Annotated in this window: 8 protein-coding genes; 1 reads left to right on the plus strand and 7 read right to left on the minus strand. The window is 40.0% G+C overall.

The window, feature by feature from the left end:
* Window positions 1–7 precede the first annotated feature (7 nt).
* The 5 genes from JHD79_RS11505 to JHD79_RS11525 form a co-directional block, all read right to left on the minus strand.
* Window positions 8–1,261, minus strand: coding sequence for a DUF2264 domain-containing protein (locus tag JHD79_RS11505; RefSeq protein ID WP_199119382.1), 1,254 nt, complete (start codon window positions 1,259–1,261; stop codon window positions 8–10).
* A 9-nt stretch (window positions 1,262–1,270) separates the two neighbouring features.
* Window positions 1,271–2,395 (minus strand): glycoside hydrolase family 88 protein, encoded by a 1,125-nt coding sequence (locus JHD79_RS11510; protein ID WP_199119383.1) that lies wholly within the window; start codon window positions 2,393–2,395, stop codon window positions 1,271–1,273.
* A gap of 29 nt (window positions 2,396–2,424) precedes the next feature.
* A complete protein-coding gene (locus tag JHD79_RS11515) occupies window positions 2,425–4,584 on the minus strand; it encodes a family 43 glycosylhydrolase (RefSeq protein ID WP_199119384.1) in 2,160 nt (719 codons plus the stop codon).
* A gap of 20 nt (window positions 4,585–4,604) precedes the next feature.
* Window positions 4,605–6,575, minus strand: coding sequence for an alpha-L-arabinofuranosidase C-terminal domain-containing protein (locus JHD79_RS11520; protein ID WP_199119385.1), 1,971 nt, complete (start codon window positions 6,573–6,575; stop codon window positions 4,605–4,607).
* Between the two features lie 184 nt (window positions 6,576–6,759).
* Window positions 6,760–7,932, minus strand: coding sequence for an aldose epimerase family protein (locus tag JHD79_RS11525; RefSeq protein ID WP_199119386.1), 1,173 nt, complete (start codon window positions 7,930–7,932; stop codon window positions 6,760–6,762).
* Between the two features lie 176 nt (window positions 7,933–8,108).
* Between JHD79_RS11525 and JHD79_RS11530 the strand changes: the two genes are divergently transcribed.
* On the plus strand, window positions 8,109–8,855 hold the full coding sequence (locus JHD79_RS11530) for an NUDIX domain-containing protein (RefSeq protein WP_199119387.1): 747 nt from the start codon (window positions 8,109–8,111) through the stop codon (window positions 8,853–8,855).
* A 120-nt stretch (window positions 8,856–8,975) separates the two neighbouring features.
* Here JHD79_RS11530 and JHD79_RS11535 read toward each other — a convergent pair whose 3' ends face one another.
* Both JHD79_RS11535 and JHD79_RS11540 read right to left on the minus strand, forming a co-directional pair.
* Window positions 8,976–13,415, minus strand: coding sequence for a glycosyl hydrolase (locus JHD79_RS11535; RefSeq protein WP_199119388.1), 4,440 nt, complete (start codon window positions 13,413–13,415; stop codon window positions 8,976–8,978).
* A gap of 225 nt (window positions 13,416–13,640) precedes the next feature.
* On the minus strand, window positions 13,641–15,004 hold a 1,364-nt coding region (locus JHD79_RS11540), incomplete at its 5' end, for a RagB/SusD family nutrient uptake outer membrane protein (RefSeq protein WP_199119389.1).

Consider the following 15,004-nt stretch of genomic DNA (forward strand, 5'->3'; position numbering starts at 1 on the left):
GTCCACATCATCTTAAATCAGCACTATGATCGTTTGGAAAATCCTCGCCGCCCCATATTTTCTGTGCGCTCCATTTTGCAGGAGGATTAGCCCAGAAAGGATCACTATCAGGCAGCCCCAATGGTAAAAAGATATTCGTACAGATATAAGGACTACCTTGGTTGTTGTAAAAATCACCCAAATTAGGCTGTTCGCCATACAATCCAAAAGTTAACCAGCCATTCTTATATGTAGTAGGGCTTTCCAATGTTTTTCCTATTACAGCAGTCAGTGCACAACGGACCTGTTCTGGACTTAACTGTTTTGGCAAGGCTTTTCTCCAGGCCATATCGGCCAAATGGTGGAATGCAGCGCCTCTGTAAACAATCGAACGCCCAGTAGCTGGATACGTTCCATCTGAATTGATCAGTCTTTCCTGTATAATGGCATAGCGTTCGTTACGCTTTTTGATCTTTTCGAACATGCTGTTATAGGAATTGGTTTTTGTTCTTATAATATCGGCAATAGCGGCCAAGTATGGATGGATCACATAGCTGTTATAATAGTCAAAGGCAAACGACGTCCCGTCCTTATACAGCCCATCGCCTACGTACCATTGTTCCATCTGCTGCAAAGCATAGTCTACACGCATTACATCCCAATCGTAACCAAATTTTGCCAAGAAAGCTTCGTTCATTGCAGAGAACAACAACCAATTAGAAAAAACGGGCTTAAATCTTCTTGTCGTTTGAATTGATTTTACCAGTAAAGCCTGACTTTTTTTATCCAGATTTTCCCAAAGCCAAGGTGCACGTACAAAAGCATAGGCCACGTACGATGCATCTACCAACTGCTGTCCGCCGATGTCATAGTCCATAAAATCTTTCGCATTAGAATCAAGGGAGTTTTTTAGCCCCTCTAATACCCATTTACGGTATTGTTTACGCAGCGCAACTTCTTCAGCCGCCCCACCTTCCAGTTGCAACCAAGGAGCAATTCCACTCAAAACCCTTCCCAGTACCTCTACATATTGCACTTTAATCCGATGCTCTTTATTATCAATACGAACGGAGGTCAGCTTTGGCATTACAATACGCAGGCTATCTTTAGCGAGGCTATAGATTACCGGTTTTACCATTTTGTCCATTTCACGCAACCAGATCTGCCGGTCCGTTAACGCAATAGTCTTCTTGGCGTTAGTTTTCTTTTGTGCGGTCGCAGTGCCGCAAATCAGTGCCAACACCAATAAAGCAAGTGTCGTTTTGTTCAGTAAAATTCTCATGTTATTTGGCTATTTTTTGTGTATTAACAATCTATACATTTCGCTATTGGCCAATAAAAAGGCACCTACGCCAAAATTTGCCGTGGAATTGGCGTTTACAATTTGTCCAGGAATAGCTTTTTCGCCAATAGGCTGTACATAACCCACCTGACCATTTTCCTGCAATGCCGTTTTGGCTAAATAATTCCAAGCTTTTAAAGCCGCAGGCAAATAAGTTTTTTCTTTAAGGTATCCATTATTGATGCCCCATAATAAACCGTAGGTAAAAAAGGCAGTACCACTGGTTTCTTTGCCTGGTGCATGTTGTGGATCTAACATGCTTCTGGTCCAATAACCTTCTTCTTGCTGACTTTTGATGATGGCTTTAGCCAGTTTTTTGTATTTATCGATGTACTCTTTTCTGTGGGCATCTTTTTGGGGCAAGTCCTTCAATACTTTCGCTAATCCTGCAAAAACCCATCCATCGCCACGGGCCCAAAAATCTTTTCCGCCATTTGTAGATTTATGCTTAGGGTAAATGTATTTCGCATCACGATAATACAGTCCCGTTTCTTTATCGTACATAATGCTGTTGGCATAGGTAAAATACTCATACAGCTTATCCAAATATTGTTGGTTGCCTGTGAGTTTATACATTTTGGTCATTACAGGCATCACCATGTACAAACCATCTACCCACCACCAATAGTCTTTATTTGGCGTGCTCATTTGGTACTCCATCACTTCCTTTGCCCTTGCTATTTTTTGTTCATCGGGCTGGAGATGGTACAAATCGATATAGGTTTGAAAGCAGATTTGATAATCGCCAAACAACACATAGTCATCGCTTTCGCCATAGCTATATTTCCATTTACTTTTGTCAGATGATTTGGCTCCCATCCATTTGTTGTGAATGGCCCACTTTTCTGAATATTGAAGGAAGGCTTCATTTTTAGTGATATCATAAGCTTCCATATTTCCGGTATGATAAGCGGCATGGTCCCAAAAAGACCTTACTTCTGCCTTGTTGTTGGCTTGCCAGTAGTTATTGGCCTTGTTAATAATGGCCAACACCTCTTCCTTTTTAGGCAACTGTGCAGATAAGCTTATTGCCAATATCAAAAGGCTTAAGGTTAGAAAAGCATATTTCTTCATCTCTATATCAATTATTGGTGTGTTTAGGTTTATTTCAACTTTTGAATACCTGCTACCGTGGGTACCACTTTCTTGATACTGCCATCACTATTAAATTCCATTTTATCAATACATACCTCACGATTGTATCCCGCAGCATTCCCCATAGTGATCCCTTTTGGCCTCGTAAAACGATGATATACAATGTACCATTCGTCTTTACCCGGAATTTGGATCACGCTGTTGTGCCCGGTCCCAAATATGCCATTTGCTGCATCTTTAGCTAAAATCAGGTTATTTTCAGGTACCGTTATTTTACCCATTGGCGAATCGGAATAACCATACCTCACTCGGTAATTTTCGCTACGGGTATCGTCTTCAGACCATAGGAAGTAATATTTACCATTTCTATAAAACACTTCCGTCCCTTCTCTGAATGTGGCATCGGGTGTCATCACTTTGATAGAATTGGTGTCGATAGAAATCATGTCGTCATTTAAAACAGCACCAGCCATGTAGCCATTCCCCCAATACAAATAGGCTTTTTGTGTTTGAGGATCAACAAACACATCTGGATCTATTTCCTGTCCACCTTTTACACCAGCTGGTCTTTTTGCAATCAGTGCTTTACCACTATCCTTAAATGGCCCTGTGGGACTATCGGAAACGGCCACCCCTATTTTTTGGGCAGCCGTAAAATAATAGAAGTATTTGTACTCACCATTGATCTTACGTTCTGCCATGGCTGGTGCCCAAGCATTTCGTTTAGCCCAGCTCACGTCTTTGGGCAAGTCGAGTAAAGTTCCTTCATCTTTCCAGTTCACTAAATCGGCAGAAGAAAAACTCTTGAAACTGGTGCCGCTCCAACTGGTATAACCATCACTTGTTGGATACAAATGATATTTTTTAGTCTTATTGGAATACAATATTTCTGGATCAGCATAGTAACCATTCAATACCGGATTATGGTTTACACTGGCACTAACCATATACACTTGCGGTTTTTGACCAGCAATGTTGATGATCAGTTTTACCGAACCTTTGCTAAAATCATAAGGTGCCTTTGGAGCAATGTTCACATACGGAATTTGCTGGAAAAGGGGATCTATAGCCTTAAGGTTAGCCCCATCTTTTAAGGGTAGAAAAACGGTCTTTTTAAGGGTATCTACTACGATGTTGTACTTCTTAATCACCTCTGCTTTTGCCGTGCTTAACACTTGAATTGGCTGGTACCACTTGGCTAACAAACGCTGTAGCTCCCTTTCATTGATGGGCAACACGGTACCATGCCTAGGATGGAAATCCATGGCAACAGCTTCATCCACCACTTTAAAATTCTCCAGATCCTTGCTTTTGGTAAACTGGTATTTTCCTTTCATGTACACATCATACATCAGGATGAAATCATCACTATTGTTGAGCTTAAAAACAGCGGCACCCTCTACGGCATCAGTGGTTTGTTGCAAGTATTTGTCTTGCTGCACATACCCCTCGGTTAAACGATCAGAAACGGCTTGTTTAATGCCATTTCCTTGTCCTTCAGTCTTGAAGAAAAGATGGTATTTTCCTTTATGATAGATGATGTCCCCGTCTATACAGGCGCCATTGCTTGGACTGAAAAACAATTGCTTAGGCTCACTTTCCAGATCGGTAAAATCCTTATTGGCATAAGCGTAGTAAATCTTATCGGGATCCTCACCGTGTTTCATAGACCAGTAAACCATGTACCTGCCTGCTTGTGGATCGTAAATGGTTTGTGGCGCCCAAACTCGCAATAGGTTTTCTTGATTGGCAAAACGTTTCTGAATATTTACAATGCTAGAACTCCAATTGATCAAGTCTGTTGATTTTAACAAAACCATGGCCCTATTGGAACTCCAACCTTTGGCCGAAACCATGTCCGTTACCACCATGTAAAAGGTTTTTCCATCGGCACCACGTAAAATATGCGGATCTCTTACTCCTCCGGTAGAACTGATTTTAGCAGAACTGATTACGGGTTCGTTTCCATTTAATGCAGTATAAGTATAACCATCTTTGCTTATCGCAAATCTAATGGCTTCCTCATTCCCTGTGTTGCCTGTAAAATAAGTAAACAAATAGGCTGAATTTCCGCCACTTTTCTTTTTCTGGGCAAAGCCCGTTGAACTGCAAATACCGCAAACAGCAAGCACGAAAAGAAAACCTTTAATTACACCTTTGTGATTCATATTCCTCTTAAAATCTTTATTTATCTATATTTTAACTTAAGCACATTCAATGAATTTGGAGATAAATTCAAAACCAACTGCTGCTTTTTCACTGAGATATTTTGTTCTTTAGGACTGAAATTTTTGGCTTGTTCAAAAGAGTTTTTCCCCTCAGGATCGCCAGCCATAGTGTTAATGGTTCCTACAGAAACCTTCTTTTTACCATCAAGAACAATGGTTTGGTTGATTGCTGTTTTCTCCGTATTTACGATTTTGATGATGATCTCTTTTTTGACGGTATCAATTACTGAAGAGGCATACAAACCATCTACGCCACGAATTGCTTTGGCTTCCTTCGTCATTCCTAGCACATGGGTTCCTCTGTTGGTCGAAAACAGTTTCTGCACGTAGTAATTTGGGGTGCCATACACATTAAGATTGTTTACCCATATCAGATCGGGTGCCCATTGCCAACCTTCACTATGTGCAAATAATGGCGCATACGAGGCCATATTCACTACCTCCGCATTTCTTTCTAAGCCCGTCATAAAAGCGGCTTCGGCAATGGCTGCTTGCCAAGTATTTTTATCGCTTCCAGTAATTTTGTTATGGTTATGCGCCGCAAACTCTCCAGCAAAAACCTTGGCTCCCTTTCTATCATAACTATCGTAACGTGAGGCGTTTTTCAGGAACCAATCTGGCGAACGGTAATAATGTTCATCAATGATATCGGCTTTCATGGCACGCAATTCATTATTTAAATAGTGGAACCTTTCGCTATCTGGATCTGTTCCCGAGCTGAAAATAAGCTTAATTTCTGGATGCTTGTCTTTGATTTTTTGTTGAAAAAGCTTGGCACGCTCAATATATTGCGGTCCCCAATTCTCATTTCCCACGCCCAAATATTTTAAGTGGAAAGGTTTGGCATGGCCCATGCTGGCTCTCATTTTTCCCCATTTGCTATTTTCATCGCCATTGGCAAATTCAATTAAGTCTAGCGCATCTTGAATATAAGGTCCCAAATCTTCCAATGGAACCAGTTCGGCCGTATTGTATTGGCAGGCTATTCCACAATTCAAGATGGGTAAAGCTTGTGCGCCTAAATCTTCCGCTAGCTGGAAATATTCGAAAAAACCGAGTCCAAATGTCTGGAAGTAGTCAGGTGCTGGTCGATGCCCAAATTCGACATTCCAGCGGTTCATAATGAGTTGTCTATTCTCAATGGGACCAATTGTTTTTTTCCATTGGTAGCGGTTGGCCAAATCCATGCCTTCCACAATACATCCCCCAGGAAAACGAATAAATCCTGGCTTCATGTCTGCTAACATTTGTACCATATCGCCCCTTAAGCCACCTTTTCTGCCTTTCCATGTATCGCTAGGGAATAAGGAAATCATATCGAAATCAACCAGACCATTTCCTTCAAACCAGATATTTAGTTTTGCTTTTTCCACAGTAGCTGTCGACACCAAACTAACTTCCTGTTGATGCCAGTTCGCATCAACACTACCTAACTTTAATTGAGCAGAACCAATGACGGCATTTTTTTCATCAACCAGCTCCACATGCAGTAACACATTGCCACGATGTTGTCTGTACATCAACGAAAAATCATACCTCAGGTCTTTTTTCACGCCAATCCCTCTAAAACCTTCGTTGCTAATACCCGCATCTCCCTTTGCGGCTCCTTGCACATTCAACCTTAAAAACCTCGGATTGGAAGGGCTTCCTTGCCTATTCAAGATCAAGAGGTCGCCTTCTTTTATTTTCTTCCCCTTTATACTCCAGCCCATTAAAGGTTTGGCAAATTCAAACGACCTGTTTTTAACCAATTCGGCATAAATACCACCATCTGCTCCAAAATTGATATCTTCAAAAAAAACACCCCACATGGTGGTTTGGATAGGTGCAATGGATTGATCTGTATGGATGTAAATGGCTTTGTCCTGCTGGGACAGTGCGTTAAGAGAAATGGCTGAGAACAGCAAAGCTGCTAGTATCCTTTTGTTCATTGGTGCGTTACAATTTGGTCTAACCTATTTGGTTTTGCCAAAATAAGAAAAAATAAACGTCAAATCAACAATTATTAACGGTGATTATTTTATGCCATAGGAATGTTGCAAAAAACAAATAGCTTTTACCAGCACTCTTTTCAATTGCTACTGGAAAAAGCTATTTGCACATCATAGGGATGTCTTATTCTTTGGTCTTGTCCACCTTAAATTTGTAGGTAGTACTTGTGCTGTAAGTTTGTCCAGGTTTTAAAACGGTTGATGGAAAGCTGGCCTGATTGGGGGAATCTGGGAAATGTTGGGTTTCTAAACAAAATGCAGATCTAAAAGGATAAGATTTACCACCTTTCCCATCTTTATCGGTACCTGTCAGGAAGTTGCCGCTATAAAATTGAATGCCTGGTTCAGTGGTATAAATTTCCATTACGATCCCAGTTTTAGGGCTCTTCACGATAGTTACAGGGGCGCTATCATCATTTTTGTTCAATACAAAATTGTGGTCGTAACCCTTTCCACTTTTTAACTGCTCATTTACAGCTTCAATATCCTTTCCAATAACTTTAGCAGTTGTAAAATCAAAAGGCGTTCCCTTAACCCGTTCAATTTTACCTGTTGGAATTAAGGTTTTGTCTACAGGCGTATATCCATCTGCCGCTATGGTCAGCTCATGATCTAAAATCGTTTTGCTTCCCTCCCCATTCAAATTAAAATAAGCATGATTGGTTAGGTTTAGTACCGTTTCTTTATCGCTTGTTGCCGTATAGTCTATTTTCAAACCATTATCGTCTGTTAAAGTATAAACCACCTGAACGTTTACATTTCCGGGATATCCGGCTTCACCATCCTTAGATAAATAAGTTAAGGCTAGAGTCTGATTATCTATTTTTTTAGCCTCCCAAACTTTTGCATAAAAACCATCGTAGCCACCATGTAGTGTATTTACACCATCATTTAGTTGTAACTGATATGTTTTGCCTGCCAAATTAAATTTGCCCTTAGCAATACGGTTGCCATATCTGCCGATAATTGCCCCAAAGAATGGCTCGCCCTTTTTCTGGTTAGACTTTACACTGTCATAGCCCAAAACAACATCGGTAGGTTGATGATTTTTATCTGGTACCGCTAACGAAACTACCCTGGCACCATAGTTTGTAATATAAGCGACCACACCATTTTTATTCTCCAACCTAAAGAGCTTTGTTTGCTTGCCAGCTATATCAAGCTTATAGGCATTACTATCTAGTTCTACAACCAGCCCTTGAACTGTTTTTTTGGTTTCTTCTCTTGTGGTATGCTGCTGGCAGGAAATCAGTGAACAGGATATAAATAAAATCGTGGGGATAAAGTTTAGTTTCATTTGTTTTAGTATTTGGTTAACCTGACCAAAATAGCAAAAAATAATTTAAACGTCAAATCAACATTTATTAACTCTTTAATGTGTTTTTTACGTTTATTATTGCAGATTGTTTTTAAATTGATAATTTTAAACAGAATGGAACGATGTTAAATGGTTTTATTTTACTAAAATAACGAATGAAATTGACCAAAGCAATAAAAGATAAATCTCAAGGAAAATACAAATACGCTGAACAGGCCCACATACTGGTGGCTGTTGATTGTATAATTTTTGGATATGATGGCGACGAACTCAAAATACTCTTGATCAAAAGAGCATTGGAACCCGCAAAAGACCAATGGAGTTTAATGGGCGGTTTTATAGAAGCCAATGAGAACCTATACGGTGCTGCCGAAAGAATCCTACATACCTTAACTGGATTAGAAGAAGTTTACCTAGAACAGCTTAAAGCCTATGGAGATCCAGAAAGAGATCCTTTTGAACGGACAATTTCTGTAGCCTATTTTGCCCTAATTGACATCAACAAATATAAAGAACAGATCAATGATGCCTATCAAGCCAAATGGTTCCTGATAAACGAAGCGCCCAAATTAATCTTTGACCATGAAAAAATGGTTGAGAAAGCAAAAAACAGGATCAGATATAAAGCTGCCTTCCATCCCATCCTGTTTGAGCTTTTACCTAGGAAATTTACGATCCCGCAATTACAAAATCTCTATGAACAGGTGTACAATGCAAAAATAGACAACAGAAACTTTATCAGAAAAGTAAACTCTACAGGCCTATTGATCAAGTTGGCAGAAAAAGACAAATCCAGTTCAAAACGTGGCGCATTCTATTATAAACTAGATTTGAATAAGTATAAAGCAAAATTTTCCTCTTTCATCAATTTCATTCCAAATCCTGAGAATTTTATCCTATAAGCCTCACCAGCTTCTAAAGCAAAAAACAAATGCCCATCCTAAAAGAATGGGCATTTGTTTTTTCGTAAACTAGAACAACATAAAAACCAGCCTTCTGTTTACAGACTGGTTAGCATATTCTTATTTTATGATTAATTTATGGTTAACCATATTTCTACTTCCTTCTAAAATTTGTAACGTATAAACTGCTTCTGGCAAAGCTGGCAAATCAATTTTTCCATTCAATATTTTACCGCTCGCTACCTTTTGGCCCAGTACATTCAATAAGATATAGGAATGAGCTTTGTTGGCTTCCAATCCAGATACTTGTACATGGTTAGAGGCAGGATTAGGAAAAATTGAGATGTTAAGCTCATTAAGATCATTTTTCACAGCTTCAATCTTCGAGTATTCAACATCGTTATTTAAGTCTATCTGTTTTAAACGGTAATAGTTGTAGCCGCTTACGGGCCGCTTATCTGTAAATGAGTAGCTGTTCAATGCACTGGCATTACCTTTGGCCAATACTTCTCCAATGGGAAGAAAATGAACGCCATCTGCACTTCTCTCTACCACGAAACTTCGGCTATTTTTTTCTGATAAGGTTTCCCATTGTAAAAGTACTTCGGTATTGCTTTGTTTTTTGGCCTTAAAGCTGCCTAATTCAACGGGCAAAACCGAAACATTAGCCAATGTCTGTATATTTTGAAGGGAAAGTGCATAATTATAAATCTTGAAATCATCATAAACATGATCGCTGTAAGGGTCAGATGGCCATTGTGACCTGCCCAAATAATTTTGCGTGGTAAAGCCCATATCTGAGGGTTTTACGGTCGCATTATTATCTGTAAATACCTCCTGCCCATTCACATAAACTTTCAATTGCGTGCCCTGCTGTGAAACAGCAATGTGCAACCACTGATCCAATGGCAATACATAGGGAATATCTTGTTGGTAGGTTCCTACAGGGCAAGTAATTTTATACCTCATTGCGGTTGCACTTTGTCTGGGGATCAACACCATGAAGGTACCTGTGCCCGAACCGAAATCGAAAATGCGTGTATTGGTCCCTTGGTTGGCTGGAAGTTTTATCCATGTGGCAATGGTGAAATCGTTCAAAGTACTTACTATACCCTGAGGCAACTGCACATAAGAACTCGCTGATTTTACTAGCGTAATGGCCGAAGAACCAATGTCTTTACCTGCCGTCCATGTAGGTGAATTGCTTAACGTTCCGTGATAACCACCCCAAACATCATAGGTTTTGGTTCCCGTATTCTCGTCAAAAGCAATATGCAAATGTTGACCTAAAACTGGTTTAGCATTTAGCACTGCAGATTCGGGACTTCTTCCCGCACTGTTATGCGCTACTACTTTGTAATAGTAAGTCGTTCCGTTAGCCCTACCTGTATCTTCGTATCTCACCGCATCCACATCAGTGGCAATAGCGGTATAAGTTCCGTTAACCGTTGAAGACCGCAGAATATCATATTTGACATCATACTGAAAATCCCAAGTTAACGTAGCCTTGGTATCTCCTGAGGCGATGCGTAAATTTTCAACTCCTGTTGGCACTACTAATGCTGGCGTTTTTAAATGTACGGTAACTGATGGTACACTTTCCCCAGCTGAGTTTAACGAAGTAACTACGTAGTAATAGTCCGTATTGGGATCTAAATTTTCATCTAGATAAGTAAGTACCGTAGTATTTGGGACAATGGTCGTAAATGGTCCCGCAGCATTTAGCGAGCGTTTTAAGTTATACGATCTGGCTGCTGTACTGGCTGTCCATGTCAATTTCAATTTCGAAGAAGAAATGATCTCTCCACTGAATGGCGTTGGTGCCTGAGGAACCACATCCCTTACTACATCATGTACTACAGAGTACACGAGGTTCACCCCATCTTTATCATAAGCCGCCAATCGGTAGGATGCCTTATTAAAAACATCATCTTCGTAGGTCATCTGCCCACTGGCCGTATAGCTCGTAAATTCCTGTATAGGGATAAAGTTGGCATCTGTTCCATCAACTTTTCGCTCCAGAACATATTTACTACCTAATTCTCCGTTAATATCGTTCCATCTTAATATCACTTTAGTAAAATCATCTGTCTTGATGGCACTATAGATATAAGGAGCAGCTAATTTCCAAGTATGTAAAAATGCCTTCTGCGGATTATAAGCAAGATCAGATTTATTTGCTGCATAATATTTCCCTGCAAGGGTAAGTGTATCGGCTAAAACCATTGCCCTTTTATCCTGCACCCAATCATAAATGGCATATCGTTCTACAAAGGAAGCAGTATCCAATACGTTCAATATGCCCTTGATATCATCATATTGCTTTTGGAATTGAGCGACCTGATCTGTTGGCCAACTCTCAGTAGTCCAGTTGGCACCATTGTTCCATTCGGTAATCCAGATGGGCCTTTTATATTTATCATAAATCGCTTTGAGGTCACTATACCAAGAAGCAGGAGATTTACCGCCCCAATAAGCATGAATGGCAATAAAATCTACACGGTAATTCAATGAATCTACCTTTTTCATAAAGTTTGGCAACCAATCTCTGGTATGCGCCGCCGGTGCGGGGGAGCCAATACGCAATCCTGATTTCATCATATCTGGCCATTGACGGATAGCCTCTTCAACCGTCATATTCGATTGATCTGCCTGATCAGGTTCATTGAAACCAAGTAAATGCGTTACATCACTTTTAGTGTTGATGCTCTCCCATGAAGGCCAACCGGCATTTTGTCTGATGGCCTCATATTTATAGTCATTTGCCGAAGCACCTGCAATGTTCCAGTCGTAATACCAAGTGGCATTCAATTTGGCCGGCGACCAGCCCGCTTTTCCTTTTTTACTGACCCAATCCCATCTAAATACTCTAATAAAAGAAACCTTTGCATTAAGTTCGGCGGGTAGTGTATTTACCACCAGATCTTCATCATTGGCAATAAACACCCTGCTATATCCCGTTCCGTCGGGGTTATTTGCAAGAGTAGCCATGTAACCTCTTTTCAATTTGAATGATTTAACGGCATTATCAAATTCGGCCAGGCTATTATGATAAGTTTGTACCGCGAGGGTCTTTGAAGTTCCGCTAAGATTGGCATCGGCAAATACCTGTAATGCAGATTGATCAGTTAGATTACCATTGGGAATAATCACCGAACCATCTTTGTAAATAGAAATCCTGGCGTTCACATTGTTCACCACAGGTGCGCCATTGATCGTGATTTTATCCAGCCAACTACTAATGACCACCGAAGGTTTAACATGATCTAAAAACAACCAAGCATCGTTTGAATTTAAGGAGATGGATGAATTGAGCATGGGTGTTGGCTCTCCGGTAAAATGAACATCCGTTTTTCCAGGCACGATAAAATCGGTATCGAAACTAACAGGTAACTTTACTACACTGCCCGTAAGCTGAATGGTCTTTCTTGTATTTGGCGTATAAGATGCAGGAGCATAGGCGCCATCTTCATAAAACACAGAAGATATTTCCATGTCAACGGTACCGTTAAGATAGTTTTTGCCTATAAGCAATTGTGGACTTATGGCAATGCTATTTACAGAAAGGTCGCTAATGGAATATAGTCCCCATGCACCTTTAAAGGTTAAATAATATTGACCGGCTTCTGTTGTTGAAAATGAAAAATTTCCTTTATTCAATTCACCTTGGGTAGCTGTTGGATACAAGGTTTTCGAATTGATGATATCTGTGCCATCATTTTTCTTGCTAATGCCGATGGTTAAATCCCTAACCCCATTTTGTGCATTAGCCCAATACCCGTACAGTAATGAAAAGTCATAAGTTTTATTGGCTTCTAAAGTTACCGGATACGAGTAAGTAGCACTGCTATAAGCATTATTATCCCAACGTATAAACAGGATCCTACCAACATAAGTTGAACCGTTATAGGTGTGCTTATTTGTGGAAGCATTAACATCGATAAAGCGCACACCGCTTCCACTATTGGTAGTATTCCACGGAAATGTGCCCGTATATCCAGCTGCTCCCCAACCTATAGCAGTGGGCAGGCCACTCGTATTAGACCAATTGCTTGTTAAGTTAGGGCCTTTTGAAACAATAGGATCTACTTCTACATTGCCATCATTAATATCCTTTGAAGGAACCAGGGCTTTTGATGCAACATGAGCTCCATTTTGATAGATATGTACCGCATTACCCTTCACCGCATACCTAAATGTTTGCTCTTCGGTATTGTTAGAGGTGCTTAAACTTAAAGGCGTACTAAGAGGTGAAGTAAAATTTAGACCGCTACCATCCAACGATGTCCTAAAGCCCATTCCTCCCGAAGATCGGGTATCTACATCCAATCCTCTACCCACTACAGCATTTACTTTGGCCTTTACCTCCAGCGAATAATCCCCAACTGGACTAAAAGGAAGTGTTAAAATATCCCTTTGCGTGGGATTGCTGAATGTTTTTTGCCCATTCAACTGTGTACTAAGCGTTGCTTTAACCGGCAGGTTTGGCACCTGAGCTGCCAAATTCAAATGCACAAGGCATAACAAAGCCAGTAAAAAGAAGAGTAAATTTCTTTTCATTAATTTTGAAATTAAAAGGTTTATAAATTAGTACAGAAGTACCTAGGTTTACTTGGTTTGTACCAACTTCATACGCTATTTGCTTATTTAATTGGGTTTAGTTTTTTTAGTTACATATCCTTGGTTCACATAAGAAAGGTATTGAGATAAACCAGCTTCCGCTACCAACGGAAGCCGGTTAAAATTGAATGTAACTTTTATACAATTGAGGGCGCCAAAATATTATTATTCTGTTTTGTCCTCATCGGCAACTGCTTCTTGCCAAGTAGACCAAACCGCAACACCGGGGTTATACCCTGTGTAGCCAAAGTTTTGTGAAAGCTGGCCCCTTTTGTTTGCGGTAATAGCCGAATTAGGGATTGGCCAGTACAAATTACATTTATTCATTGTGTAGTTAAACGTCTTATTAGAGGTGATTATTGGACCGTTATTGTAGATTTTACCCACATTAACTACACGCTTATACCAGTAACTTCCACCAGACAAATCTGTACCCGAAGATTTATCATAAGTATTTACATTGTAAACATTTCCCCATTCATCTGGTTTACCACTTAATGCTAAGCAATAAGAAACCCTGCTTAATTCCATATGTCTCCATTCTTCTAAATACAGTTCACGTGCACGCTCATCCATAATATCGCCAATGGTCACCGTAGTATACAATTGCGTGCAATTAGCCCTCTTTCTAATTTCGTTTACATCTGTCGCTGCTCCCCCTGCATCTCCTAAATAAAATTTGGCTTCCGCCCTCAACAAGTAAGCTTCTGCCAAACGGTACAAATACCAATCACCAACACTTCCTTTTGTAGCACCTTGATAACCATTATTTCCTAAATTAGCTTCTGCTTCCACATCAACAATATAAGTTTTGTAATGAGGCCATTGAAAATAGCAACGGATCGTATCTGTAACCAAAAGGGCATTGGTAACTGGGTGGCGCAATCTTACGTTTTGACCACGATAGGTTGTACCTGCAGTTGTATATTTCAGGTCCTCCATTCTTACCCAGTTACCAACAGTTGAACTGTGCCTCAAATCTGTAGGATCAACTATATTATTAACTTTCCATAAATCGTTCTGTGCAAATGGCGTTGGTCGAACAGTGCCTATACCACGACCTAAAGCCCTTGCATAATCCAGATCAACCCTATAATTACTATTATTACGAGGATAAAAATCCATTCCATTCACATTATCTGGAGCTTTTAGTTCTGCATTATTAAGTGAAGGAGTAAAAATACGCATGGTAGCAAATGCGATATTCGATTCTACGCCACGGTTAGGCATCCCCATAATAGTTTCTGTATTGGCCGAGATTAGTTTATTTTCTGGACGGTGTAAATCCCAAATTACATTGCGGGTAATGTTCCACGTTTGCGGATTTGCGCCAGGATAAAATGTACCAAAAGTGTTTTTCATTAGAGAATAACCCGACTGATTAATTAAGATATCGGCCTGATCTTTTGCTTTCTGAAATTGACCAGTCGCTAGATAACATTTAATCAACAACATTCTACATGCACCCTTATTTACCATACCAATGCTGGTCATATCTTTCTGTTCAGGTACACATTGAACGGCATACT

The organism is Pedobacter sp. ASV28 (genome assembly GCF_016428855.1).
GTDB lineage: Bacteria > Bacteroidota > Bacteroidia > Sphingobacteriales > Sphingobacteriaceae > Pedobacter.

Coding starts and splice junctions, on each gene's coding strand:
- JHD79_RS11535 (WP_199119388.1), bottom strand. CDS start 13,415: ATGAAAAGAAATTTACTCTTCTTTTTACTGGCTTTGTTATGCCTTGTG.
- JHD79_RS11505 (WP_199119382.1), bottom strand. CDS start 1,261: ATGAGAATTTTACTGAACAAAACGACACTTGCTTTATTGGTGTTGGCA.
- JHD79_RS11520 (WP_199119385.1), bottom strand. CDS start 6,575: ATGAACAAAAGGATACTAGCAGCTTTGCTGTTCTCAGCCATTTCTCTT.
- JHD79_RS11525 (WP_199119386.1), bottom strand. CDS start 7,932: ATGAAACTAAACTTTATCCCCACGATTTTATTTATATCCTGTTCACTG.
- JHD79_RS11530 (WP_199119387.1), top strand. CDS start 8,109: ATGAAATTGACCAAAGCAATAAAAGATAAATCTCAAGGAAAATACAAA.
- JHD79_RS11515 (WP_199119384.1), bottom strand. CDS start 4,584: ATGAATCACAAAGGTGTAATTAAAGGTTTTCTTTTCGTGCTTGCTGTT.
- JHD79_RS11510 (WP_199119383.1), bottom strand. CDS start 2,395: ATGAAGAAATATGCTTTTCTAACCTTAAGCCTTTTGATATTGGCAATA.